The sequence below is a fragment of the Novosphingobium anseongense genome (assembly GCF_037482895.1).
Lineage (GTDB): Bacteria > Pseudomonadota > Alphaproteobacteria > Sphingomonadales > Sphingomonadaceae > Novosphingobium > Novosphingobium anseongense.
Window position 1 is genome coordinate 767142 of the sequence record NZ_JBBHJZ010000001.1, and the last position, 25406, is coordinate 792547.

Annotated in this window: 20 protein-coding genes and 2 tRNA genes; 12 read left to right on the plus strand and 10 right to left on the minus strand. The window is 66.5% G+C overall.

The window, feature by feature from the left end; translation table 11 throughout:
- Positions 1 to 41: 41 nt before the first annotated feature.
- The 6 genes from WG901_RS03705 to WG901_RS03730 all read left to right on the plus strand — a co-directional run bounded on the left by WG901_RS03705 (position 42) and on the right by WG901_RS03730 (position 8733).
- Complete coding sequence (locus WG901_RS03705; RefSeq protein WP_339585657.1) at positions 42 to 1427, plus strand: TIGR03013 family XrtA/PEP-CTERM system glycosyltransferase; 1386 nt, start codon at positions 42 to 44, stop codon at positions 1425 to 1427.
- A 10-nt stretch (positions 1428 to 1437) separates the two neighbouring features.
- A complete protein-coding gene (prsK, locus tag WG901_RS03710) occupies positions 1438 to 3561 on the plus strand; it encodes an XrtA/PEP-CTERM system histidine kinase PrsK (protein WP_339585658.1) in 2124 nt (707 codons plus the stop codon).
- Positions 3558 to 4925 (plus strand): PEP-CTERM-box response regulator transcription factor, encoded by a 1368-nt coding sequence (gene prsR / locus WG901_RS03715; protein WP_339585659.1) that lies wholly within the window; start codon positions 3558 to 3560, stop codon positions 4923 to 4925. The genes prsK and prsR overlap by 4 nt, the downstream gene beginning before the upstream one ends.
- A 28-nt stretch (positions 4926 to 4953) precedes the next feature.
- Entirely contained in the window at positions 4954 to 6651 is a 1698-nt protein-coding gene (locus WG901_RS03720; RefSeq protein ID WP_339585660.1) for a tetratricopeptide repeat protein, read from the plus strand.
- A gap of 64 nt (positions 6652 to 6715) precedes the next feature.
- Positions 6716 to 7765 (plus strand): CaiB/BaiF CoA transferase family protein, encoded by a 1050-nt coding sequence (locus tag WG901_RS03725; RefSeq protein WP_339585661.1) that lies wholly within the window; start codon positions 6716 to 6718, stop codon positions 7763 to 7765.
- Complete coding sequence (locus WG901_RS03730) at positions 7762 to 8733, plus strand: bile acid:sodium symporter family protein (protein WP_339585662.1); 972 nt, start codon at positions 7762 to 7764, stop codon at positions 8731 to 8733. Before WG901_RS03725 ends, WG901_RS03730 begins: the two co-directional genes overlap by 4 nt.
- A gap of 130 nt (positions 8734 to 8863) precedes the next feature.
- Here WG901_RS03730 and panB read toward each other — a convergent pair whose 3' ends face one another.
- Positions 8864 to 9733 carry a 3-methyl-2-oxobutanoate hydroxymethyltransferase gene (gene panB / locus WG901_RS03735; RefSeq protein ID WP_339585663.1) on the minus strand — a complete coding sequence of 290 codons (870 nt, stop codon included), beginning with the start codon at positions 9731 to 9733 and terminating at the stop codon, positions 8864 to 8866.
- A 116-nt stretch (positions 9734 to 9849) separates the two neighbouring features.
- On the opposite strand from panB, the gene WG901_RS03740 reads away from it, so the two are divergent.
- Positions 9850 to 11400, plus strand: a complete 1551-nt coding sequence (locus tag WG901_RS03740; RefSeq protein ID WP_339585664.1) for an amino acid permease — start codon at positions 9850 to 9852, stop codon at positions 11398 to 11400.
- A gap of 32 nt (positions 11401 to 11432) precedes the next feature.
- Positions 11433 to 12161 (plus strand): extensin-like domain-containing protein, encoded by a 729-nt coding sequence (locus WG901_RS03745; protein WP_339585665.1) that lies wholly within the window; start codon positions 11433 to 11435, stop codon positions 12159 to 12161.
- Here WG901_RS03745 and WG901_RS03750 read toward each other — a convergent pair.
- Positions 12158 to 13045, minus strand: coding sequence for an alpha/beta fold hydrolase (locus tag WG901_RS03750; RefSeq protein WP_339585666.1), 888 nt, complete (start codon positions 13043 to 13045; stop codon positions 12158 to 12160). The two genes, WG901_RS03745 and WG901_RS03750, sit on opposite strands and share 4 nt — an antisense overlap.
- A gap of 100 nt (positions 13046 to 13145) precedes the next feature.
- On the opposite strand from WG901_RS03750, the gene WG901_RS03755 reads away from it, so the two are divergent.
- On the plus strand, positions 13146 to 13910 hold the full coding sequence (locus WG901_RS03755; protein WP_339585667.1) for an MBL fold metallo-hydrolase: 765 nt from the start codon (positions 13146 to 13148) through the stop codon (positions 13908 to 13910).
- On the opposite strand, the gene WG901_RS03760 is transcribed toward WG901_RS03755, so the two are convergent.
- On the minus strand, positions 13907 to 14686 hold the full coding sequence (locus WG901_RS03760) for an SDR family NAD(P)-dependent oxidoreductase (protein ID WP_339585668.1): 780 nt from the start codon (positions 14684 to 14686) through the stop codon (positions 13907 to 13909). The two genes, WG901_RS03755 and WG901_RS03760, sit on opposite strands and share 4 nt — an antisense overlap.
- A gap of 160 nt (positions 14687 to 14846) precedes the next feature.
- On the opposite strand from WG901_RS03760, the gene WG901_RS03765 reads away from it, so the two are divergent.
- Positions 14847 to 16874 carry an alpha-ketoacid dehydrogenase subunit alpha/beta gene (locus tag WG901_RS03765; protein ID WP_339585669.1) on the plus strand — a complete coding sequence of 676 codons (2028 nt, stop codon included), beginning with the start codon at positions 14847 to 14849 and terminating at the stop codon, positions 16872 to 16874.
- A 33-nt stretch (positions 16875 to 16907) separates the two neighbouring features.
- Positions 16908 to 17138, plus strand: coding sequence for a lipoyl domain-containing protein (locus WG901_RS03770; protein WP_264443217.1), 231 nt, complete (start codon positions 16908 to 16910; stop codon positions 17136 to 17138).
- Between the two features lie 150 nt (positions 17139 to 17288).
- Here the strand turns inward: WG901_RS03770 and WG901_RS03775 are convergent, their stop codons facing one another.
- From WG901_RS03775 to WG901_RS03790, 4 genes are all read right to left on the minus strand, one after another.
- Positions 17289 to 18311 carry a phytase gene (locus WG901_RS03775; RefSeq protein ID WP_339585670.1) on the minus strand — a complete coding sequence of 341 codons (1023 nt, stop codon included), beginning with the start codon at positions 18309 to 18311 and terminating at the stop codon, positions 17289 to 17291.
- Positions 18311 to 21097, minus strand: a complete 2787-nt coding sequence (locus WG901_RS03780; protein ID WP_339585671.1) for a TonB-dependent receptor — start codon at positions 21095 to 21097, stop codon at positions 18311 to 18313. Before WG901_RS03780 ends, WG901_RS03775 begins: the two co-directional genes overlap by 1 nt.
- A gap of 162 nt (positions 21098 to 21259) precedes the next feature.
- Positions 21260 to 21925: an RBBP9/YdeN family alpha/beta hydrolase gene (locus WG901_RS03785; RefSeq protein WP_339585672.1), complete on the minus strand. Its 666-nt coding sequence runs from the start codon at positions 21923 to 21925 to the stop codon at positions 21260 to 21262.
- Between the two features lie 390 nt (positions 21926 to 22315).
- Positions 22316 to 22678 carry a hemerythrin family protein gene (locus WG901_RS03790; protein WP_339585673.1) on the minus strand — a complete coding sequence of 121 codons (363 nt, stop codon included), beginning with the start codon at positions 22676 to 22678 and terminating at the stop codon, positions 22316 to 22318.
- On the opposite strand from WG901_RS03790, the gene WG901_RS03795 reads away from it, so the two are divergent.
- Positions 22664 to 23185, plus strand: coding sequence for a hypothetical protein (locus tag WG901_RS03795; protein ID WP_339585674.1), 522 nt, complete (start codon positions 22664 to 22666; stop codon positions 23183 to 23185). The two genes, WG901_RS03790 and WG901_RS03795, sit on opposite strands and share 15 nt — an antisense overlap.
- Positions 23186 to 23205: 20 nt before the next feature.
- On the opposite strand, the gene WG901_RS03800 is transcribed toward WG901_RS03795, so the two are convergent.
- From WG901_RS03800 to recJ, 3 genes are all read right to left on the minus strand, one after another.
- A tRNA-Glu gene (locus tag WG901_RS03800) sits at positions 23206 to 23280 on the minus strand.
- Positions 23281 to 23327: 47 nt separating this feature from the next.
- Positions 23328 to 23402 (minus strand) — tRNA-Glu (locus tag WG901_RS03805).
- 111 nt (positions 23403 to 23513) lie between these two features.
- Positions 23514 to 25307 (minus strand): single-stranded-DNA-specific exonuclease RecJ, encoded by a 1794-nt coding sequence (gene recJ / locus WG901_RS03810; protein WP_339585675.1) that lies wholly within the window; start codon positions 25305 to 25307, stop codon positions 23514 to 23516.
- Positions 25308 to 25406 lie beyond the last annotated feature (99 nt).

A 25406-nucleotide genomic window follows, 5' to 3' on the forward strand; every position in this document is an offset into this window, starting at 1 on the left:
TTCGACGGTCCGTCACGGGCCGGACGCTGAGCAAGGCCATCATGATCAGGGTGTTCAAGCACTATATCCCGCACGCGGTCCTGCTGCTCGGGCTTTTCGACCTGCTGCTGCTGGTAACCGCGGGCGAGCTTGCCTGGCGGCTGCGCGCCGGGCAGATCGAGATGGATCCCGGCTTCTTTCACGAGCGCGTGTGGTCTCACGCCGGTTTCGCGGGCATGATGCTGGCGGCGATGATTTCGGTCGGCGTCTATGGTGCCGACTCGCTGCGTTCGATGCGCTTCGCCTGCGCAAGGCTGCTGGTCGCCGTCTCGCTGGGCATCATCGCGCTGTCGTTCATCGATTTCGTCCTCGACGCACACAACTTCTGGCGCTCGACCCTGGCCTACGGCATGGCTCTGGCGATCGTCCTGCTCGTGCTCAATCGTTTGGTCATCGGCGGCATTCTCGGCACCTCTGCGTTTCGTCGCCGCGTGCTCGTGCTCGGCGCGGGCAACCGCGCGCAACGCCTGCGCGAACTTGGCGACAAGTCCGAGAGCGGCTTCGTGATCGTGAGCTATGTCGGCATGAGCGAGAGCGCGCCGGTGGTCGAAGAGGCGATCGCGCGTTCGGCGATCCACAATCTCACGCGCTTCGTCGAGAACCTCGGCGTCAGCGAGGTCGTCCTCGCGCTCGAAGAGCGGCGCAACGCGCTGCCGCTCAAGGACCTGCTGCGGATCAAGACCGCCGGCGTCCACGTCAACGATTTCTCGAGTTTCCTCGAGCGCGAGACCGGCCGCGTCGATCTCGACACGGTCAATCCCTCGTGGCTGATCTTCTCCGACGGGTTCTCCTCGGGGCGCGCGGTTTCCAGCGTGGCCAAGCGCGCCTTCGACATCGGCGCGAGCGCGCTGCTGCTGCTGCTGACCGCGCCGGTGATCGTGATCTTCGCATTGCTGGTGAAGATCGACAGCCGTGGCCCGGCCTTCTACCGCCAGTCGCGCGTCGGGCTCTACGGACAGAAGTTCGACGTCATCAAGCTGCGCTCGATGCGCACCGATGCCGAAGCGGGCGGCGCGCAGTGGGCAACCAAGAACGACCCGCGCGTGACGCGTATCGGCAACTTCATCCGCAAGGTCCGCATCGACGAACTGCCTCAGGCCTGGACCGTGCTGAAGGGCGAAATGAGCTTCGTCGGTCCGCGTCCCGAGCGCCCCGAATTCGTCGCCGACCTCGAGGAACAGCTCAACTACTATGCCGAGCGTCACATGGTGAAGCCGGGCATCACCGGTTGGGCCCAGGTCAACTACCCCTATGGCGCCTCTATCGAGGATTCGCGGCACAAGCTCGAATACGACCTCTACTACGCCAAGAACTACACGCCCTTCCTCGATCTGCTGATCATCCTCCAGACCCTGCGCGTCGTGCTCTGGCACGAAGGCGCGCGGTAACGGCTCTGCGGTGACCGAGGACGCGATCAGCCCCTTCTGGACGCTGGCGGGCGCGAGCACGCACCTCGTCGGTGCGGTCGCCGCGGCGACCGCTGCCGTTTGGCTGCTGAGCCGGCGCAAGGGCTTCGGCGACGCCTGGCCGGCGATCGTGATCGGCCTCGCGCTGACCGCAATCCGCTGCCTGATCGTCGCCGTGCTGGGCGACGGCGGGCTGCCGGCATCGCTCGCCGAAGCGGCGCGCAATCTGGCCTGGCTGGGCGTGACCTACCGCCTGTTCGCGGTCGACGGGCGACATGCCAGTCTCGGCCCGATCCGCCCCGTTCTGGCGGTTCTCGCCGCCGTGGAGCTGCTCCAGGCGGCGATCGACGTGATCATCGTCCATCTCGCGTTTGGGCCTGCGATCGCCGATGTCGCGTTCGATTCTATCGTCCTGTTGCGCCTGCTGATCACGGTCGGCGCGCTCGTGCTCGTCCACAATCTCTATGCGGGCGCCTCGAACCAGTCACGCTCGGTGCTGCTCTGGCCGGCGACGGGCCTGGCGGTGCTGTGGACCGTCGACCTCAATCTATACACGATCGCCTATCTGACCAGCGGGTGGCCCGCCGAGGTCGCCGCGCTGCGGGGCCTGTCGGCGATCGCCTTGGCGGTGCTGCTCGCCTTGGGCGCGACGCAGGAGCGCGCCGGCCAGCGGTTCCGTCCCTCGCGTGCGGTGACCTTCCAAACCTTTTCGCTGATCGTCATCGGTGCCTATCTTGCGGCGATGGTCGCGGTCGCGCGCTGGCTGTCCTACGCGGGCGGCGACTATGCGCGCGTGATGGGGCTGGGCTTCGTGATCCTCGCCAGCGTCGCGGCGATCCTGTTCCTGCCTTCGCGCCGCCTGCGCGGATGGCTCAAGGTGACGCTGGCCAAGCACCTGTTCCAGCACCGCTACGACTATCGCGAGGAATGGCTGCGCTTCACCCGTACGATCGGCAACAGCGGCGGCGGCGCACCGCTGGGCGAGCGCGTGGTCCAGGCGATCGCCGACATCGCCGAGTGCCCGGCGGGACTGTTGCTCGCCCCCGGCGATCACGGCGAGATGACCCTGGCGGCGCGCTGGCACTGGCCCGCGGCCGACGTGCCCGCCGTGGCGCTGAGCCCGACCGCCGTCGCCTTCTTCGAGCGCGAGGGTTTCATCGTCCACATGGATGACCTGCGCTCCGGCCGGGATTCGCGCGGCGAGGGGCAGGTCGTGCCCGAATGGCTGCGGCAGGAATCGCGCGCCTGGGCATTGGTGCCACTGATCCATTACGAGCGCCTGGTCGGGCTCGTCGTGCTGGCTCGCCCGTCGATGGCGCGCCAGCTCGACTGGGAGGACTTCGACCTGCTGCGTGTCGTGGGCCAGCAGCTCGCTTCGTATCTTGCCGAACATGCCGGCCAGGAGGCGCTGGCCGAGGCGGGCCGGTTCGACGATTTCCATCGCCGCATCGCCTTCGTCATGCACGACATCAAGAATCTCGCGAGCCAGCTCAGCCTGCTCGCGCGCAACGCCGAAAAGCATGCGGACAAGCCGGCCTTCCGCGACGACATGCTGGTGACGCTGCGCAATTCGGCGGACAAGCTCAATGCGCTGCTCGCGCGTCTGTCGCGCTACGGCAACGGGGCTATCGAGAAGGTCGATGCCGTGCTCGCGACCGAGGTCGTCGACGCCGTGGCCGGCCGGTTTCGCGTCGGCCATCCGGTCGTGGTCGGCGAGTGCCTCGACGAGGCGGTCATGGCCAATCGCGAGGCGCTCGAACAGGTGCTCACCCATCTGATCCAGAACGCGATCGATGCCAGCGCCGCCAACCGCCCGGTCTATGTCAGCGCCGCGGCTGACGGCGTCCACGCGCGGTTCGACGTGGTCGACTCGGGCACGGGCATGTCGCCCGACTTCGTCAGGACGAAACTGTTCAAGCCGTTCTTCTCCTCGAAGACCGGCGGTTTCGGCATCGGCGCCTTCGAGGCGCGCGAACTGGTGATCGCCATGGGTGGACGGCTCGAGGTGGAATCGCGCGAAGGGCTGGGCTCGCGCTTCACCATTCGCCTGCCGCTCACAGCCACGAGCGAACTTTTCGACAATCGAGCCGGAACCCCGGCGGAGAAAGCTGCATGACCACCCCATCCAAGCCCAAGCTGCTCGTCGTCGAGGACGATGCCGGGCTGCAGGCGCAGCTCAAGTGGGCCTACGAGGACTTCGAGGTGATCGTAGCCGGTGATCGCGCCTCAGCGCTGACCGCCCTGCGCGCCGAGGAGCCGGCGGTGGTGACGCTCGATCTCGGCCTGCCGCCCGACCCCGACGGCACGACCGAGGGCTTCGCCGTGCTCGACGAGATCATGGCGCTCAAGCCCGACACCAAGGTGATCGTCGCCTCGGGCCACGGTGCACGCGAGTCCGCGCTCCAGGCCATCGCCAAGGGCGCATACGACTTCTACCAGAAGCCGATCGACATCGAGGCGATCGGCCTGATCGTTCGCCGCGCATTCGAACTCCATCGCATCGAGGGTGAAAACCGCACCTTGGCCGCGCGGCCCGCGAAGGACGATCGCGTGCTCGGCACCATGATCACCGCCGCGCCCGAGATGGTCCGCGTCGCGCGCACGATCGAGCGCGTCGCCAACACCAATGTCTCGGTCATGCTGCTCGGCGCCTCGGGCACGGGCAAGGAACTGCTCGCGCGCGGGCTGCACGAGGCGAGCGATCGCGCCGATGGCGCCTTCGTTGCGATCAACTGCGCGGCGATTCCCGAAAACCTGCTCGAAAGCGAGTTGTTCGGCTACGAGAAGGGTGCCTTCACCGGCGCGATCAAGACCACCGAAGGCAAGATCGAGCAGGCCGGAGGCGGCACGCTGTTCCTCGACGAGGTCGGCGACATTCCGTTCCAGCTCCAGGTCAAGCTGCTCCGCTTTCTGCAGGAACGCGTGATCGAGCGGATCGGCTCGCGCCGTTCTATAGCGGTCGACACGCGGATCGTCTGCGCCACGCACCAGGATCTCGAGACGATGATCGGCGACGGCCGCTTCCGCGAGGATCTGTTCTATCGCCTGGCCGAGATTGTCGTGAAAATCCCGAGCCTGGCCGAGCGGCCGGGGGACGCGACCCTGCTCGCCAAGGTCTTCCTCGCGCGCTTCGCCAAGGAGATGAACCCGCAGGTCCGCGGTTTCGCCGCCAATGCCCTGACCGCGATCGATGCCTGGCCCTGGCCGGGCAACGTCCGCGAGCTCGAGAATCGCGTGAAGCGCGCGGTGATCATGGCCGACGGCAAGCTCGTCACGGCTGTCGATCTCGATCTGGCCGAGCCCGATGCCGAAGTCGTTGGCGCGCTCAATCTCAAGACCGCACGCGAGGCGTCCGATCGCAAGGTCATCCGCCACGCGCTGGCCCGGAGCGAAGGAAACATCTCGAGCACGGCCAAGATGCTGGGGATCAGCCGGCCGACCCTCTATGACCTGCTCAAGCAGTATGACCTCAGCGCCTGATCGCATGCCGCGACGGCGGCCCTGGCTAATGACGGCGGCCCTGTTCGCCGCGGCGTTGGCGGGACCCGGCGTGGCCGAGCCGGGCTGGACCGATCTCGTTGGCGAGGCACGAGCGTCGCTGGGGCGAGGCGACGGCATCGCCGCCGAAGTCAGCCTGCAGCGCGCACTCGGTGCGGGCGCCCCACGCGCGGCGGTCGCGGCCTATATGGGCGAGGCCTACCTCGTCCAGGGGGAGCCAGAGAAGGCGCGTGACTGGCTCGCGCCCGAGGAATTCACCCGCGAGACCGCGGCCTGGGGCTTCCGCAAGCTGGCCCAGCTCGAGCGCGAGACCGGCGATCTTCTCGCTGCTGGCCGGGCCTTCGACGAGGCCATGGCGATCACTCCGCGCGACGCGTCGATGTGGGTGGAGATCGGACGGCTCCGCTATATCGGCGGTGAGCATATGCTCGCGAACGATGCGGCCGACTATGCGCTGAAGCTCGAACCCGGCAATGTTCGCGCGCTTGAATTCAAGGCCCAGTTCGTGCGCGATCAACAGGGGCTGGCCGCGGCCTTGCCCTGGTTCGAGCGCGCGTTGCGGCAGGCGCCGCGCGATGTCGACGTGCTCGGCGAATATGCCGCGACGCTCGGCGACCTCGGGCGCGCCAAGAAGATGCTCGAAACGACGCGGTTGATGCTCTCGATCGAGCCAGGCCACCCGCTCGCCTATTATCTCCAGGCCGTACTGGCGGCGCGTGCCGGCAAGGCCGAGCTGGCACGCGGCCTCTTCGCGCGCGCCGGCGACAAGCTTGACAAGGTGCCCGCGGCGCAATTGCTCGAAGGTGTTCTCGAGATGCAGGCGGGTAACTATGTCCTCGCGGCCGAGGCGCTGTCGCGGTTGAATCGGCTTCAGCCGGCCAATGCGCGCGCTCGCCTGCTGCTGGCGCAGGCCTATGCGCGGCGCGGTGAGAACCGACTTCTGATCCACGACTTTGCCACGGAAGCGGCGCGACCCGAGGCCTCGCCCTACCTGATGGCGCTGGTTGCCCGCGCCTACGAGGCCGAAGGGCGTCGCGATCTGGCGGCGCCATTGCTCGATCGGGCAGCCTTTGCGCGTCGACCGGATTTCGTCCCGGTGGTCATCGGCTCCGAATTCGGCGGGCTGCTGGCCGCAGGACGGATCGACGAGGCGCGGGCCGCCAGCGCGGCCAAGCTGGCCGCGAACCCCGGATCGGGCTTCAACCAGGCGATCGCGGGCGATCTGATGCTCGCTGGCGGCGATGCGTCGGGGGCGCTGGCGCATTATCGCCTGGCGGCCCACGTGCGGTTCTCCGAGAGCCTGATGCTGCGCATGGCGCTGGCGGCCACCCAGGCCGGCCAGGCGCCCCAAGCCAAGGCATTGGTCAGCGGGTTCCTCGCCGCCAACCCCGCCGATCGCATGGCCATGCGGATGATGGCAGGCGCCGCGGTCGAAACGCAGGACTGGCGGCGCGCGCGCGAACTCCTCGAAGCCTTGCGGGTCAACGGCGGCGGCGACGACGTGCGACTGCTCGTGGACCTGTCGCGCGTGCAACTGCGCGGCGGCGACGCCAAGGCGGCCGAGGCAACGGCGCGCGCGGCTTATGCGCTTCAACGCGGCAGCCCGCTGGCGACGGAGGCCTGGGGGTTCAGCTTGCAGGCACTTGGCCAGCCGGCTCGGGCGCAGGCTCTGCTCGACAAGAGCGCCTCGATGTTGGCCGGGACCTGATTCCCGTCTCGACAATCACACGGGCCTTGGGCATTCGCCGTCCGGTCGAGGACCGGGAGACGATATGGCAGGCGCGCTTGACGGCATAACGGTAATCGAGCTGGCCGGCATCGGACCGGCGCCGTTCGCCGGCATGATGCTGGCCGATCACGGCGCTCGGGTAATCCGCGTCGCGCGTCCCGGCGCCTCGCCCTTCGGCGATTTCGGAGCGCGCGACGTCCTCAACCGCAATCGTGACCCGCTGACGCTCGATCTCAAGCAGCCTGAGGCCGTCGAGCGCCTGCTTGCGCTCGTCGAGACCGCCGACGCTCTGATCGAAGGCAATCGTCCCGGCGTGATCGAACGGCTCGGCCTGGGTCCTGACGTGCTGCTCGCGCGCAATCCGCGTCTGGTCATCGGGCGCATGACGGGTTGGGGTCAGGAGGGCCCGAAGGCGCAGCACGCGGGGCACGACATCAACTACATCGCGCTGTCGGGGGCGCTCCACACGTTCGGGCCGGTCGAGCGGCCGATGGCACCGGTCAACCTCGTCGGCGATTTCGGTGGCGGTGGCATGCTGCTCGCTTTCGGCGTCCTCGCCGGGATCTTGTCCGCACGCACGACCGGCAAAGGGCAGGTGATCGACGCGGCGATGGTCGATGGTGCGGCGCTGCTGTCGGCTATGACCTATACGATGCTGGGCAACGGCATGTGGCAGGATCGGCGCGGCGTGAACGTGCTCGACGGCGGGGCTCCCTACTACGACACCTACGAGACGGCGGACGGCAAGTTCGTTGCGTTGGGGCCGCTCGAGCCGCAGTTCTACGCGCTGTTGCTCGAGAGGCTGGGACTTTCTGACGATCCCGATTTCGTGCGCGGCGGTCGGGCGGCCTGGCCTCGGGCGAAAGCGCGGTTGCGAGAGATATTCCGTGCCAAGACCCGCGACGAATGGTGCGCGCTGCTCGAAGACACCGATTCCTGTTTCGCGCCGGTACTCAGTCTCGCCGAGGCGCCGCTGCACGCGCATAATCGTGAGCGCGGCACGTTCATCGAGATCGACGGTCTGATCCAGCCCGCGCCGGCACCGCGCTTCCTCGGTACGCCGGCGCCGCCCGTGCGCCCTTCGGAGCGTTGATCGCCTTGTTGGGCAAGATCGATCCGATGGTGCGGCTGATAACGGCCGCGATCCTGCTCGCGACTGTGCTGCCGGTCGAAGGGCGCGCGCACGAGATCGCCCAGATGGTTTCGAACGCCGCGGTGTTCGTTCTCTTCCTGCTCTACGGCCTGCGACTGTCGCGGCGCGAGGTTCTGGCCGGGCTCGGCAACCATCGCCTGCTGCTGCCGCTGGTGGCTTTCGTCTTCGGCGTGATGACCGTGGCGGGATGGGGGCTGTGGCAGGCGAGTGCCACCGTGCTGCCGCCGATGCTGGCGCTCGGTTTCCTCTATCTCGGTGTTTTGCCCTCGACCGTCCAGTCTGCGACCGCCTACTCCTCGCTCGCGGGCGGCAACGTCGCGAGTTCGGTCGTGGCGGCGGCACTGATCAACATCCTCGGCGTCTTCATCAGCGCGCCGCTGTTTGCCTTGCTCGCAGGTAACGCGGGTGGCGAGTTCCATGGCGATCAACTGGTCAAGGTCGTGACCATGCTGCTGCTCCCCTTCGTCGCGGGTCAGGTGCTGCAGGGGTTCGTTCGCGGATGGATCATGGAGCACAAGCAGCTCATCACCCGGATGGATCGCAGCTCGATCGCCATAGCCGTCTACGTCGCCTTCTCGGGTGCGGTCGAGCAGGGGATCTGGACCAAGGTGGACGCCGTGGGCTGGGCCGGCGTGCTGCTGGGCTCGGCGGTGCTGATGGTGCTCGGCTACGGAGGTGCCTGGTTGCTCGGCGGCCTGCTGCGCCTGTCGCACGGCGATCGTATCGCCATGCTCTTCGCCGGCGCGCAGAAAAGCATCGCGATGGGCGCGCCTCTGGCCACCGTGCTGTTCCCTTCGGAGATGGCCGGCATCGTGATCCTGCCGCTGATCGTCTACCATCTCGTGCAGATGATCGTCGCCGCGCCGATGGCGACGCGGCTGCGCGGCGATCGCGAACCGACGCACTGAGCCGGACCAGGAAAAGCGGCTGTCCTACGGACCGAACTTCCGGCAAGGTGGAGTTCGTTGCTCAAGGTGACACAATCAGCCGTTGGGCGCCGTCACCTTTGTCACCTTTGTCACCTTGTCCATGCGGACGTCACTTGGGCTGGTAGGTCTGCTCGGGACCCGGGAAGACCCGCGCACGCACCTCTTCGGCATAGCGGACGGCCGCGCCCGAGATCGTCTCGGCGATCGTCTCGTAGCGCTTCACGAAGCGCGGCACGCGCTCGAACATGCCGAGCATGTCCTCGGTGACGAGCACCTGCCCATCGCATTGCGCCGAGGCGCCGATGCCGATCGTCGGCACTTCCACGGTCTTGGTCAGGGCGATGGCAATCGGTTCGAGCACGCCCTCGACGACGATGGCGAAGGCACCGGCATTCGCCACGGCCACGCCATCGGCGACGATCTTCTCATGCTCCTGCTGGCTCTTGCCGCGCGCGCCGTAGCCGCCCAGCGCGTTGACGGCCTGCGGGGTGAGGCCGACGTGAGCCATGACGGGGATCCCGCGGGCGGTGAGAAAGGCGATCGTTTCCGCCATCGCCTGGCCACCTTCGAGCTTGACCCCGGCGCAACCGGTTTCGGCCATGATCCGGCTCGCCGCGGCGAAGGCCTGCTGCGGACTGGCCTCATAAGTGCCGAACGGCATGTCGACGATCACGACGCTGTGATAGGATCCGCGCACGACCGCGGCGCCATGTGCGATCATCATGTCCAGCGTGACCGACAGCGTAGACGGCAGGCCGTAGATCACCTGTCCGAGCGAATCTCCGACGAGCAGCAGGTCGCAATGCGGATCGAGCAGTTGGGCCTGCCGCGCGGTATAGGCAGTGAGCATCACCAGCGGATTTTCGGTGCGGCCTTCGAACTTGCGTCGCTGGATTTGCGGCACGGTCAGGCGCTTCATTGGTGCCGGAGTCGGGTTGGCGCGGCTGGTGGCGGTGTCGAGCTGGAAGGTCGTGGACATGCCGGTCTTCTAGCTCCTGATACAAGGCTGGGGAAGGCCACGCGCGGGGCCTTGCCAATATGTCACCAGACTGTAGCCTCCCGGCCAATCCGCTGATTTCGGTGAGGGTCCCCTGCATGTTCGGTCGCGTGAAGCCGCTTGATGCCATTCTGGCCACGGCTGAAAAGAAATCCCTGCACCGATCGCTCGGCGCCTTCCAACTGACCATGCTCGGCATCGGTGCGGTCATCGGCACGGGCATCTTCGTCCTCACCGCCGAGGCCGCGCAGAAGGCCGGCCCCGGCATGATGGTCAGCTTCATCATCGCCGGTCTGGTCTGCGCCTTCGCCGCGCTCTGCTATGCCGAGATGTCGTCGATGGTCCCCGTTTCGGGTTCGGCCTATACCTACAGCTACGCGGTAATGGGCGAACTGATCGCTTGGATGGTGGGCTGGGCGCTGATCCTCGAATATGCGGTCGCCGCCGGCGCGGTGTCGGTTGGTTGGTCGGGCTACGTGATTGGCCTGCTTGAGCATGCGCTGAACATCGACATACCCGATACCCTGGTTGCCGGGCCTTTCGACGGCGGCGCGATCAACCTGCCAGCGATGTTCATCGCCGGCCTGGTCACCTGGCTGCTGGTCATCGGCACGCGCGAGAGCGCGACGGTCAATGCCGTTCTTGTCGTGATCAAGGTTTCGGCGCTCACGCTGTTCTGCGTGCTTGCCCTCCCGGTGATGAACAGCGCGCAGTTCTCGCCGTTCGCGCCGACGGGTTTCATCGGCGTCGGCATGGCGGCGGCCTCGATCTTCTTTGCCTATGTCGGCTTCGACGCGGTCTCGACCGCGGCCGAGGAAACCAAGAACCCTCAGCGCAACATGCCGATCGGACTGATCGGTTCGCTGACGGTCTGCACGGTCTTCTATCTCCTGGTCGCGGCCGGGGTCATCGGCGCGCCCGGGCTTTCCAGCCAGCCGGTGCGCGATGTCGCCGGCATCGCGCTGGAGCCGGGTAGCCGCGAACTGGCCGCCCAATGTGCCGCACGCGCGGCCGAGGGCTTCAAGGACGTCGTATGCTCGAAGGAAGCGCTGGCCTTCACCTTGCGCGAGATCGGTTGGCCGCAGATCGGCAACCTGCTCGGCCTCGCCGCCGGGCTCGCGCTGCCGTCGGTCATTCTCATGATGATGTTCGGTCAGACGCGCATCTTCTTTGTCATGAGCCGCGACGGCCTGCTGCCGGCCTCGTTCTCGAAGATCCACCCCAAGTACAACACGCCTCACGTCATCACGATCATCACTGGCGTCGCGGTCGCGCTGTTCGCAGCGTTCTTCCCGGTGGGGCAGCTCGCCAACATCTCCAACTCGGGGACACTCTTCGCCTTCGCGGCGGTGTCGATCGCGGTGATGGTGATCCGCAAGACCGATCCCACGCGGCATCGTCCGTTCCGCACGCCAGCGGTCTGGATCACGGCGCCGATATCGATCGCGGGCTGCATCTATCTGTTCGCGATGCTCGATCACAAGAGCATCATTCTCTTCGCGATCTGGGCGGTGATCGGCTTCTTCGTCTATTTCGGCTACAGCCGCTCGCGCAGCCACGTCGGGCTCGGCATCGTCGAGGTCCACGAGGAGGACGCCGACGTGCCGCCGCAGCCGGTTCCGCCGTTGCCGGGCGCGCCGATCGACTGAACCGGTGGCGCTCTCCCGCGTTGGGAGAGGCTATGGCCTCGCGACACCGCTTCAATCCCGATCGCTGGGCGATCGTGCTGATCGTCACGGCTGCGCTCGTCTTCACGGGTTGGCGGTGGTTGACCGAACATCCCGAGCACAACCCCTGGGTGCCGCTGCGGCTTTCCGATCGGGTGGGCTGGGCGACCGTGCGCAAGCTCGCCCATCTGCGCGCCGAGCCGGATGAATGCCGCGCCTTCCTGAAGCGCAGCGCGATCGCCTTCACCGCGCTGCCGCCGGTGGGCGAGGGCATCTGCCGCCGTGTGGATCGCGTAGCGCCTACGCCCGACGCAGCGAGTGGCCTGGCACTACGCCCTACCGGCGCGCAGGCGAGTTGCGCGGTCAGTGCCGCCCTGGCGCTCTGGCTGCGGCATTCGGTGCAACCGGCGGCGCGTGATCTTCTCCACACGCGCGTCGTGGCTATCGAACATCTCGGCACGAACAATTGTCGGCGGATCGGCGGCGGCGCGACGGGCGCCTGGAGCGAGCACGCGACGGGCAATGCGATCGACGTAGCGGGTTTTGTGCTCGCCGACGGACGCCGCGTCTCCGTGCTGCGCGACTGGTCGCGACCGGTGCCCGAAGCGGACTTCCTGCGCGCCGCGCGCAAGGCGGCCTGCCAGGTCTTCGCGACGACGCTTTCGCCCGATTACAACGCCGCGCATCGCGACCACCTGCATCTTGACCAGGCAGCGCGCCACGGCTTCGGCGTGTGCCGCTAAATCCGCTCGATCACGATCGATTGTTCGGTGATCGCGTCTAGTACCTCCTGGCGATCCTCCGGTGCCCGCCCTTCGAGAAATGCGAGCAGGTCGCGCTTCAGGCGTTCCTGCTGCGTCGCGAAGACCCCGTGGGCCTCGCCCTCGTATTCGATGAGATCGACATGCGGCACACGGCGCGCAACCTCACGCGCTGTCGCCTCGATCGGCACGGTCTTGTCGGCCGTGCCGTGGATCACCAGCGTCGGCACGGTCAAGGCGGCAAGATCGGGTCGGAAGTCGGTCGTCGCGAAAGCCCGTGCGGCGGCGAGCGTGGGATGGAGGCCGGCCTGCATCGCGGTCTGCCACGACAGGTCGAGAACCTCTTCGCTGACCGCGCGATCGAGCCAGCCCACGCCGTAGAAGTCCTTGAAGAAGCCACGGAAGAAGTGGGCGCGATCGGTGAGCATGTCCTCGGTCATTTCAGCGAAGACATGTTCGGGAACGCCGTCGGGATTGTTTTCGGCCTGGGCCATGTAGGGCACGACCGAACTGACCAGGGCCACGCGCGCCACGCCTTGTGCGCCATGACGCGAGAGAAACCGCACGACTTCGCCGCCGCCCATCGAGAAACCGACCAGCGCGACCTTCTCGCCGCCGGCGACCTGTCCGATCACCGCGGCGAGATCGTCGGCGAACGTGTCGTAGTCGTAGCCGTCGGAAGGTTGGTCCGACCGGCCGAAGCCGCGACGGTCGTAGGCGATTGCCTGAAAGCCGTTTTCGGCGAGATGGTGCGTGACCGGGTCCCAACTGTCGGCCGACAGCGGCCATCCGTGGATGAGGACCACCGGCGGTCCGTTGCCCCAAGACTTGGCGTAGAGGCGGGTCCCGTCGCGGGCTTCGATCATCGGCATATGTCTCTCCAGTCCGCACCCTTGCGAAAGGAAACCGCCTTCGCGCCGTTGGTTCCGGCTTCCCCTGCGGTCCAGCACCGCGCTAGGATGGTGCATGGAGTTCGAAACCCTCCCGGTGACCCGCTTCCAGCAGAACTGCTCGATCCTGTGGTGCGAGAAGACCCGGCGCGCGGCGGTGATCGATCCGGGCGGCGACATCAGCGAGATCCTCAACTTCATCGACATGCTCGATCTCGAGCCCGAAGTGGCCTTGGTTACCCACGGCCATTTCGATCATTGCGGCGGGGCGGCGCAGTTCGCCGATATGACCGGCGCGCGCATCGAGGGGCCTCACGTCGGCGATGCGCCGCTCGTTGCCCGGCTCGAGGGGCAGGGTGCCTTCTTTGCCGGCATGGCGCGGGCGGGCGCCGCGAACGAAGAGGTGGTCGCGCAACTCGAAAGCCAGGCAGCCGAGCCGCGCGGCAAGGTGCGCAGTTACGAACCGCTGCGCTGGCTCGAACACGGCGATCGCGTCCATTTCGGCGAGGAGGAACTCGAAGTCCTGCACTGCCCCGGACACAGCAAGGGCCACGTCGCCTATTTCAGCCGCGCGGCGCGACAGGCCTTCGTCGGCGACATCCTGTTCCGCCACACCATCGGCGCCTGGGAGCATCCCGACGGCGATCTCCCCACCTTGATCGACTCGATCCGTGGCCGGCTGTTTCCGCTGGGCGACGACGTGGCCTTCGTTCCGGGGCATGGTGATACGTCGACCTTCGGGCACGAACGGGCGGCGAATCCCTTCGTCGGCGATGAAGCATTCGCGCGCTGGTCCGCGAGATCCATCGATCCCGCTCTGGCAAAACCCAAGTATTTCTAGAGGCGGTAGCCCCCGTCGACCGAGATCGCCTGGCCCGTGATCCGCGCGCCTTCGGGCGAGACAAGCATCAGCGCCATTGCGGCAATATCCTCGGGGTCGAGGATGCACCCCAACGCCGCGCGATCGGTGGCATAGGCGCGGGCTTCGGCTTCGGCGATCCCCATGTGCGCGGCGGTCTTCTTGAAATCGACCATCGCCGTGTTGGTCCAGCCCGGGCAGATGCAGTTGGCGGTGATGCCGAAGGCCCCGCAATCCTGCGCGAGTTGCTTGGTCAGCCCGACGAGCCCGTGCTTGGCGGCGACATAGCCCGGAGGGCCGCCGTCATTGGCGCGCAGGGCCTCGGTCGATCCGATCGTGACGATCCGTCCATAGCGCGCTGCGCGCATAGCCGGCATGGCAGACTGGATCGTCCACCAGGCCGAAGTCAGGTTGAGCAGCAAGGTCGCCTCGAACCCCTCGCTGCCGCCGTCGAGGCTGGTGTGCATGCCGGCTACGCCGCCGACGTTGGGCACGACGATGTCGACCCTGCCGAACTGGGCGAGCGCCTCTTCCACGGGGCGATGGGCCTGGAGCCGGTCGGTGGCGTCGGCGACGACCGCGAGGGCGTCGACGCCCAGGCCTTTGGCTTCGGCCACGGTCCAGTCGAGTTCTGCCTTGTTGCGCGAGGAGACCACCACCGTCGCGCCTTCGCCTGCCAGCGCGACGGCGATCGCCTGGCCGATGCCGCGTCCGCCGCCGGTTATCACCGCCACTTGTCCTTCGAGCTTGTCAGGCACTTGATTGCTTCTCCATCGACCGATGTATCGCCCCAATGATTGCTGCGGCGAATTGCTCCAAACTATGGATTTGCGCGGCCCTCCGACGCAAGTTTCGATTGTGCACAGCGCCGAAGGCATGCTTATGCGCCGGTGGAATCATCTCGGGAGAGGCAGAATCATGGCGCAGGGAAATCTTGGTATCGAGCCCGAAGTGCTCAAGGCGATCTACGGTCAGATGACGCGCATCCGCGCCGTCGACAAGGCGATCCAGGCGGGGCTTTCGGCCGGCAAGTTCATGTTCACCTACTGGCCGATGACCGGCCAGGAGTGCATCCCGGCAACGATCTCGCAGCTCACCACCGAGCGCGACTACATGGTCACCACCTATCGCGGCATTCATGACCAGGTCGCCAAGGGTGTCGACCTCTACGGCATGTTCGCCGAAGCTCTGGGCCGCGAAGACGGCGTGAACAAGGGCAAGGGTGGCAGCCCGCACATCTCGGATCCCAAGTCGGGCTCGATGGTCACCACCGCCATCGTCGGCGCCGGTGCGCCGATCGCCAACGGCCTGGCCATCTCGGCCAAGGAGCGCGGTGAGGATCGCGTGACGATCGTTAACTTCGGTGACGGCGCGACCTCGATCGGCGCGGTGCACGAGGCGATGAACCTGGCCGGTGCCTGGCAGCTGCCGGTGATCTTCATGTGCCAGAACAACCAGTGGGGCGAATATACGCGCATCCCCACCTACACCGCCGGCCCGAACTTCTTCGGCCGCGCCGAAGCGCTCGGCTTCAAGGGCGTCCAGCTCGACGGCAACGATCCCGCCGCCTTCTACAAGGGCATGAAGGAGGTCATCGACCACGTCCGCGCCGGCAAGGGCCCGGTCTTCGTCGAGGCGATCACCTACCGCATCGGCCCGCACGCCGGCGTCGGTGACAACTACAACGCCACCAAGGAAGAACTGGCCGCAGGCAAGGAGCGCGCGCCGCTCGAGAAGACACGCGCGCTGCTGCTCGAAGCCGGCATCTCGACCGAGGAAGAGCTGACCGCACTCGAAGCCGCGGCCAAGGCCGAAGTCGAGGACGCGATCGCCCGTGCGCTCGAAAGCAAGCCGACCCCGCCGAGCGAGACGATCGTCGACGTGTTCGCCGATCCCGACAGCGTGCCGCAGCGCGGCCACTTCCCGGTCCGTGAAGCCGAGGGCGAGCTTTCGGGCGACACCGAGTCGATCTCGATGGCGATTGCCGTGCGCGATGCGCAGCACATCGCCATGACCAACAACAAGGAAGTCTTCATCCTCGGCGAGGACGTGGGCGATCCGCAGGGTGGCGTGTTCGGCACCAACAAGGGCCTGCAGACCGAGTTCGGCGACCGTCGCGTCCGTCCGACCCCGATCGCCGAGACCGCGATCATCGGCGCCGCGATCGGTTCGTCGATCGCCGGCATGAAGCCGATCGCCGAGATCATGTTCGTCGACTTCCTCGGCGTCTGCCTCGACCAGATCGCCAACCACGCGGCCAAGCAGCGCTACATGTCGGGTTCGGCGACGCATGCGCCGCTGACGATCCGCATGCAGCTCGGCGGCGGCATGGGCGGCTTCGGCGCGCAGCACTCGCAGAGCCTCGAAGCCTGGCTGACGCACACGCCGGGCATCAAGGTTGCCTATCCGTCGAACCCGGTGGACGCCAAGGGCATGCTGCTCTCGGCGATCGACGATCCCGATCCAGTCGTCATGCTGGAATCGATGATGCTGCTCTACACGCTCAAGGGCGACGTGCCGAAGGGCGAGTACAAGATCCCGCTCGGCGTCGCCAAGGTGCGTCGCCCGGGCAAGGACCTGACGCTGATCTCCTATGGCTACATGCTCAACCACTGCTTCGCAGCGGCGGAAGAGGTGGCCAAGGACGGCATCGACGTGGAAGTGATCGACCTGCGCTCGCTGGTGCCGATCGACTACCACCGCGTGCTGGACTCGGTGAAGAAGACCGGCCGCGCGCTGGTCGTCCACGCCGCGGTCGAGTTCTGCGGCCTCGGCGCCGAGATCTGCTCGACGATCAACGAGGAGCTTTGGGGCAAGCTCAAGGCGCCCGCGATGCGTTACGGCGCCGACTATGCGCCGATGGCCTATTCGAACGCGATCGAGTTCAGCCAGGTCCCGACGCCGCCCTCGATCGCCGCGCGCATCCGCGCTGCGGTAAAGTCCTGATCAACCGTCAAACGCACTACAGAAGGTAAACCGATGGCCACGACCCTGACCCTGCCCAAGCTTGAAATGTCGATGAGCGAGGGCACGCTTGCCGAGTGGAAAGTGGAAGACGGCGCCACCGTCAAGGAAGGCGACGTGATCTACGTGCTCGAAACCAACAAGACCGCGCGCGACATCGAGGCTCCGGCCTCGGGTACGCTCGTGCACAAGGCCGCCTCGGGCGAGACCTACGACGTGGGTACCGAGATCGGCGAAATCGTCTGATTGAAAGGTGAACTCCTCCCCGGTGACGGGGAGGGGGACCGCCGAAGGCGGTGGAGGGGGCTCTCGGCGCGCGCAGCGCTTGCCGGCAAACCCCCTCCGTCAGCCACTGCGTGGCTGCCACCTCCCCGTGCCGAGGAGGATTATTTTTGCCTAGAGACCCAGCGCCTTGCGCACGTCGGCCCAGGACACCAGCTTGAAGTTCTGCGCATGCGGCGCGTTGTCGCCGTCCTGCGCGACGAACAGGCCCGCGGGATAATCGGTGCCGAAGCCTCCCCCCATCAGCGCGATGCCGTCGGTCTCAGACGTCGCACCGAACTTGCCTGCAGCGATGCGGAAACGGCCGGCCGGTTCCATGCCCGGCAGGCGGTAGACGGCATAGGCATTGTCGCCCTGGCTCGAGGCGACGAGGTAGCCGCCCTTGTCGCCCTCGGTGATCAGCGCCAGGCCTTCGGTGTCCATCACCAGTTGCTTGCCGTCGGCCTTCGCAACGAGCGCACCCTGGGTGCTGCCCGCGGCGTAGCGCCAAACGCCGACGTCTTCCTCGCCGACATAGAGCGTCCCGTCGCGCGGATCGGCGACGCAGCCTTCGGCCTGGGTCGCGACCTTGCGCGTCGCCACGGGCACCGAACGCGGGGTACCGTCCAGTTCGAGGCGGAATTCCTCGACCGTGCCGTCCTTGAGTACCGAGAAGGCGTGCAGCGCTTCCCCGTGGACCCAGAGGCAGACGCCATAGGCCTCGCCCTTGCCGCCCGCGACCGCGCCGAGCGGGATCAGCTTCGCCGTCTCGGTGTCGAGCCGGTAGAGCCGCAGCTTCGCCGCCATGACGTCGTTGCGGTCGCTGGCCACGACGATCACGCCGCGCGGCCCCAGATCGACCAGGTCGACGTTGTTGAGCCGTCCGTCAGGCTCGAAGAACCGCGACGCTCCGCCGAGACCGTAAACGTGCAGACCCGCGCGCTTGTCCGTCGCGACGATCAGGCTCTTCGCCGGATCTGCCGGGTTGCGCCAGATCGCCGGATCGTCGGCCGCGTCGGCTGCGGCCGTTCCCACCGGGGCGGTTTCGGCGAGGGCGGTGACCTCCGCCGCCGGCAGCGAAGCTACCGGCGGGGTGGTCGCGGTGGTGGCGCAGGCCGAGCAGGCCAGCGCCGCGAGCAGGATCGTCTTGCTGCGCATCAGAAGTTGAACCGGATACCGCCGGTGTAACGGCGCCCGAAACGTTCCCACTCGATCGTCTGGCCGCTTGTGCTGGGCGAAGCCGTGCCCGTCGCGGTCAGCAGGTTGCCCGGATCGGAGAAGCGGCGGCCCGGGTGGTTGAGCAGGTTCGAGGCGTCGAAATAGATCTCGAAGTTCTTCGTGATCGCATAGCGCGCGGAGAAGTCGAGTTCGTCGTCCGAGTCCCAGTAGGTGTCGCCGGCATCGGCCAGGGTATCCGCCACCGTATCGAGCCACTTGCCGCGGTTCTGGTACTGCAGGCGCAGCGACAGGCCGTACTTCTCGTAATAGGCACCGAGGTTGTAGACGAAGTCCGAGGTGCCGGGCAGGCGGACCTTGCGCGCCGGGATCGCGCCCGTCGCGGGCTTGGTGACGCGGCTGTTGTTGAGTGTCAGGTTCGCCGAGACGCCGAAGCCGCCCATGAACTCGGGCAGGCCGAGGCTGTCGGTCCAGGGCTCGAGCTGGAGCTGTGCCGCGGCTTCGAGACCGTAGATGCGGCCGTCGCCGCCATTGGTGATGCCCGAGAAGGTGTAGCCCGAACGATCGACACCGCCGACGTTAAGCGCGTTCGAACCGAACGTGCGCGAAGTCGTGTAGAGCACGTCCTTCACTTCCTTGTAGAACGCGCCGACCATCAGATAGCCCTGCGGGCGCATGTACCATTCGAAGTAGGCGTCGACGCCGTAGGCGCGCTCGGGCTTCACGCCGGGGTTGCCACCCGAGATCGTCTCGTTTGTGTCGTTGACGACGACGTTCGGGCGAAGCTGGTCATAGTCGGCACGTGCCGCGCCCGAGTTGAACGAAAGGCGGAATTTCTTCGTTTCGTCGACGTTGTAGTTGATGTGCAGGCTGGGGAAGACGAGCGTCTGCTCGGCCTCGGCCGTCACCAGGCCCGTGGTCGTGCCAACGGTGCCGACGGCGACGCCGCGGTTCTTGATGTGCTCGACGCGCGCGCCGCCGACGACCGAACCCCAGTCGTACCGCACCGTGCCCATGAGGAAGGCGGCATAGACCTGCTCGCGGACGTCGTAGTTGTTCGCGGTGTTCGGCAAGAGCAACTGCGGAAACGCAGTCCGGGCTGCAGCGCTCGCGGCGCGCATCTTGTCAGTATCGAAGTAGCGGAAGGTGTAATCCATCGGGATCTTGCCCAGGAAGGCCTGATCGAGCGAGAACTGGTTGTAGTCAGTGGGCAGGACCGTGGCGGCCTGGGTGGCGTTCAGCGAGATCTGGTTCTCGTCGGCCACCTTGGTGCGCTGGTCGAACTGGACGCCCAGCTTGATCGTAGCGTCTCCGCCCAGGAAGCTCGTGTCACGGCCGACGACCAGCTTGGCGGTGTAGGCCTTGGTCGTGTCGACCGCGTCAAGGACGGTGAAGCTCGACAGCGGCTTGGTGAAGGTGTCGACCGCGGTGACGGCGTCGCCGGCCTGGAACCGGGTCGGGCCGGCGAGCTGGATCGTGCGGAAGAGCTGCAGGCGCGAGCGGTTCGGATCGGAGAAGTCGTAAGCGACGGTCGGGCGCAGGTTGCGCGTCGAGGGGCTGTCCCAGGTCGCTTCGCCGACGACCGAGCGATCGTCCTTCGATTCGGTGTAATTGCCGGCCCAGGAAACCGTCCAGCCGTCACCGAAGGCGTGGTCGCCGGCGAGGGTGTTGGTGAAGACCGACTGGCGGAAGGCGCGCAGCGTCGAGCGCTGGCGGATGTCGACGCCGTAGACCGTGCCCTTCTGCGGGGTGTTGCCGATGCAGATGTCGCCATAGCCCGAGGTCGTCGGCGTCGTGTTCAGCGTCGGCGTGCAGGCTGCGGTGTTGGCGACGAGATCGCCCTCGCGGTCGTCGAGATCGAAGCGGTAGTTGTCGCGCGCCTCGTCGTCGGTGAAGATCGTGTAGACCGAACGCAGCGAGATCGTGTTGTCGGCGTCGGGCTTCCAGTCGAGGCGTCCCGAGACCGACCAGTTCTTGCGCGTCAAGCGATAGAGCTTGTTCTCGGCTTCGTGCGCCCAAAAGCGAGTTGCCGCTCCGGGACGCTGGTCGTTCGGCACGCGCTCGTAGTCGACTTCGAAGTTGTCGGTGATCATGTTGCGTTCGTAGTAGCTGCCCGAGAGCAGAACGCCGATCTCGCCATCACCAGCCTGGAAGCGGTCGGAAACGACCACCGAGCCTTCGTATTCCTTGCGATCGCCGAGTTCGGCGAAGCCCATGCCGGCCTTGCCGGCAATGTGGAAGCCTTCGTAGTCGAAGGCCGAGCGCGTTATGACGTTGACGTTGCCGGCGACGGTCTCGCCCGGCATGTCCGGGGTCACCGCCTTCGACACGATGATCTTGCCGGCGATCGCCGAGGGGATCGAGTCGAAGCGCGCGTCGCGGCCTTCCGGACTGACGACGTTGATTCCGTCGAACGACAGCGTCGTCCAGGTCTTGGGTGCGCCACGCAGGTTGATGTAGCGCGCCTGGCCCTGGTCGCGCTCGACGCTGACGCCGGGCAGGCGGCTCGTGGCCTGGGCGATGTTCTGGTCGGGCAGGCGGCCTACCGCGTCCGAGGCCACGACCGTGACGAGTGAGTCGGACTTCTTCTGAACCTCAAGCGCGGCGGCTTCGGATTCGGCGATCGGGCGCGTGCCGGTGACCACGATGTCGCCGGCACCGTCGTCGGCGACAGCGGCTTCCTCGGCATGGACGCTGGTCAACGGAAGAAGCGCGGCAACGCTGCACAGCAACATGGCGCGGCGGCGTGCGGGATCGATCTGGAACATTGGAAATTGGCCCCCTGGACTGGAAATCTGGGGGGGCGGGTAGGTGGCTATCGTTACTCTACCACGTCAGTTCGAGGTCGATTATATGACAATCACCCGACTGTGGATTTTGCGCCGCAGCATGGGCAAGCACCGTGAAGTCACGCCCACCTCTATGTCCGTTCAGTGACGTCTGCCGGTTGCCAGTTCATAGTCGGGCTGCGTCGCGCCGAGATTGCGCAGCGGGATTTCGCGCGGCAGCGGACCGTGGCCGTGTAGCAACTGCGAAAGCAGGCGCTCGCCCAATGGCCAGTCGCCGAGGTCGCTCTGGGCGTTGACGTGGCCGACGGCACCGGCATCGGCGAAGCGGCTGCCCCAGTCGCGCGCCAACGAGATCGCGCTGCGCTGCGTACAATAAGGGTCGTCCTGGCTGGCGACGACGACACTGGGGAAGGGCAGTTCGGTACGCGGACAGGCCGAGAAGCGAGCGAGGCGCGGATCGAGACCCGGTCGATCGACGTCGGGCGGAGCCACCAGCAGCGCACCGATCACGCCGCCGTCACGCGGCGGCTGTTCGTACTCGGCCCACCAGGCGACGGTGATGCAGCCGAGGCTGTGGGCCACGAGGATCACTGGACGATCGGCATTATGGATCGCGAGGTTGAGCTTGTTGACCCAGGTGTTGCGGTGTGGATCGTCCCACATGCCGAGCTCGACGCGTTCGGCATTGCCGTACTTCTGCGCCCAGCGGCTTTGCCAATGGTCGGGGCCGCTGTCGTTGAGGCCCGGGATCAGCAGGACCAGCGGTTCCTGATCGTTGCTCGCCCGCGAATTTTCGAAATAGGCCATGATCGTGTTCTCCGGGATGGAACTCGCTGGCCGGTCGACTCGGAATACGTCCCGACTAAGGGACAACATAATTCAACTAAATCGATAGACAATAGCCTTGCGTCGCATCGAGGGCATTCGGCGACGGAGTGAAGCGCCAATGCTCGCATCGGGGGGAACTCCGCAGGACGCTCGCCGGTTGCGGCATCGAGGAGACATTCGATGCCCCGTACTGTCATCAAGGATTATTCGCCGCGTCAGACGCGATTGAAGGTCGACGAAGACCCTCTCGCTGATCTGAGCGCGGCGCCGAATGACGCGGACGACACGTCAGACGCCGATCGCCCGACCACGGATCATCGCGCCGAAGGCTGGCGGTCGACACCGCCAGCCAAGCCTTGATGCCTCCGGTCAGGCGGCCTTCGGCGAGGATCGCGCGAAATTGCCGTACTTGAGGTCGATACATTTGATGTGCGCCGAGAGCCAAAGGCGCAGGAAGGTGAAGAAGGCGCCGGTGGGCACGCCTCCTGCGGCTTCGATAGCCTGCGTATGCGCGGCGAAATCGGCGAGCAGCTTCGTGTGTATCCCTTTGTGGATGTCGAATTCGGGATAGCCGATTCGCTGGAGATAGGCTTCTTCATCGGTGAAATGGCGCGTGGTGATGTCCCCCAGGCGACGAATCTTGGCCATCATCACCGGACCCGACTGGCCGGCATTGGCGCCGTCGTAGACGATGTTCATCGCGTCGAGGATGTCGCGATGCTCGGCGTTCATCTTTTCGACCCCGATGTCGAGGCTCTGATCCCAATTCATCAATGGCATGCGGTTTCCAATCTCAAATGGAATGATCGCAACCCAGTCCTTCCCCAGGGCCACCTCGGCCGGATGCCACGCGAATGGTTAACCGCGGTTGTCGCCCAGGCAGGTATATCGCGCATTTCGTCGAAGCGCTTCACAGGGCTGGAACCCTATCGCGCGGGCTCTGTTGCACCTGCGAAGGAGAAGCCCATGTCCAGCATTCCCAATGTCGCCATTCCTCGCGCAATTTCCCGGGATCCGAAGGAAAAGAGTACGCGCAACACGTCGAAGCTCCTGCTCGGCCTAGCGGTGACGCCACCGGTGATCGCGCTCGCGCTTGGTGCTTTCGCGTTCAAGCGGTTGCGCTCGCTGGCTTCAGACCTCGCGCGAAAGGTCGATACGAGCGGCGGCAATGCGGCGCCCGAGGTGACGGTCGATGCGGTCGAAGTGGAAAAGGGCGGACAGCTTCCCGTCCCGGTCTAGCCGCCCCGATCGGCGCTAGATGGTGACCCCTACGAGAATCGAACTCGTGTTTCAGCCGTGAGAGGGCCGCGTCCTAACCGCTAGACGAAGGGGCCATATGCCGACACCGACCTATCGCCTTGCACCGGAAGGAGCAAGAAGATGGTGACCCCTACGGGAATCGAACCCGTGTTTCAGCCGTGAAAGGGCCGCGTCCTAACCGCTAGACGAAGGGGCCGTGTCAGCTAGTGCCGACGGCAGGCCGCGCAGATAGGCAAGGCTTTCCCGGGGGTCAAGCCTACTTGTCGAGTTTGTTTCACTTGGGTGAAATTGAACCCGCGCGAACGGGTCAATCGGCCCAGGCAGCGTCGTCCAGATGAAGCTCGGCGGAGGGGCGACTGCCCCAGTCGTCGATCTTGGCGCGGCCCGCCAGCCAGAGCTTGCGACCCGACGATCCGTGGAGCAGCGCTTGACCCATGTCGCTTTCCGCCGCGCGAAAGGCGATGGCTTTGAAACTTGCACCGTCGTCGCCCCGAGCGATCACGCGGACATGGTCGGTGCCGACGAGATCGGCCTTCACCAGCCGTACGGGGCCCACCGCGACGCGCGGTCCCGGCCAGCCCATGCCGTACGGCCCGGCGCTCTCAAGCGTGCCGACCAGTTCAGGCGTGAGGCCGCCCGGCGTCACGGCGAGGTCGAGCAACAGCGCCTGCGACCGTATCGCCGAGGTGATCGCACTGCCCAGCTTCGCGTCGAGCCAGTCGGCCAGGGCATCGAGCTTGTCGGGCGCGATGGTCAGACCCGCGGCCATGGCATGGCCGCCGCCGGCGACGAGCAGCCCCTCGGCACGTGCGGCGATGATCGCGGCGCCCAGGTCCACGCCGGGAATCGAACGCCCCGAGCCTTTGCCCTGGCCATGCTCGTCGGCGTCGAGCGCGATGACCAGCGCGGGCTTGCCGGTCTTTTCCTTGATTCGCCCGGCGACGATGCCGATCACGCCGGGATGCCAGCCCTTGCCCGCCAGCACGAGCACGGCGCGGTTGTGCTGCGCCGCGAGCTGCAACTCTGCCGCTTCCTGCACCTCGGCCTCGATCGCGCGGCGTTCCTCGTTGAGGCGCGAGAGCTGGGCGGCGATGTCGGCGGATTCGTCGGGATCTTCGCTGGTCAGCAGGCGCACGCCGAGCGTCGATTCGCCGACGCGGCCGCCGGCGTTGATTCGTGGACCGAGCGCGAAGCCCAGGTCGCTGCAGGTCGGCGGGCGATTCAGCCGGCTGGCGTCGATCAGTGCGGCCATGCCGATGTTCTCGCGCTTGGCCATGACCTTGAGCCCTTGGGCGACGAGTGCGCGGTTGAGACCGTGGAGCGCTGCGACGTCGGCCACGGTTCCCAGAGCGACGAGATCGAGCAGCGAAAACAGGTCCGGCTCAGCCCGATCCTGGAAGAAGCCACGCTGGCGCAGCGAGCGCACCGTGGCGATGGCAACCAGAAAGGCGACGCCCACCGCGGCGAGATGGCCGTGCGCCACGCCGGTGTCGCTTTCGTCGAGCCGGTTCGGATTGACCAGCGCGGCGGCGACCGGAAGCTCTTCGGCGCACTTGTGGTGGTCTACCACGATCACGTCCGCCCCCGCGGCGTGGGCCATGGCCAGCGCCTCGTGCGCCATGGCGCCGCAATCGACCGTGACGATCAGGCTCGAGCCTTCGCCGGCGATGCGCACCAGCGCTTCGCCCGACGGACCGTAACCTTCGAGCAGGCGGTCTGGGATATAGTAACGTGCGCCGCGGCCGAGCATGCGCAGCAGGCGGATGAACAGCGCCGCGCTGGTCGCGCCGTCGACGTCGTAGTCGCCATAGACGGTGATCGTCTCGCCGGTGAGCACGGCTTGGGCAATCCGCTCGGCGGCGGCATCCATGTCGCGGAACTGCGAGGGATCGGGCAGGAAGGCGCGTAGCGATGGCGAACGCTGACGCTCGACGTCCTCGCGAGGGACGCCGCGAGCGAGCAGGAGCTGAGTGACGATGTCGTCGAGCCCCGCCGCGCCACCGAGGCCCGAACCGATGTCCATGTTGCCGCCGCGCCAACGCCAGGTCTTTCCGCCGAGCGAGGTCTCGATGCCGAACAGCGATGCGGGTTGGGAAGCCATGTTTCGGGGCTAACCCATTCATCTGCGGGCGGGAAGGCCGCGCCGTGCGAAATATCACCAAGTATGGAGATTCTCTCGCGCGTAAGACACGATATGATC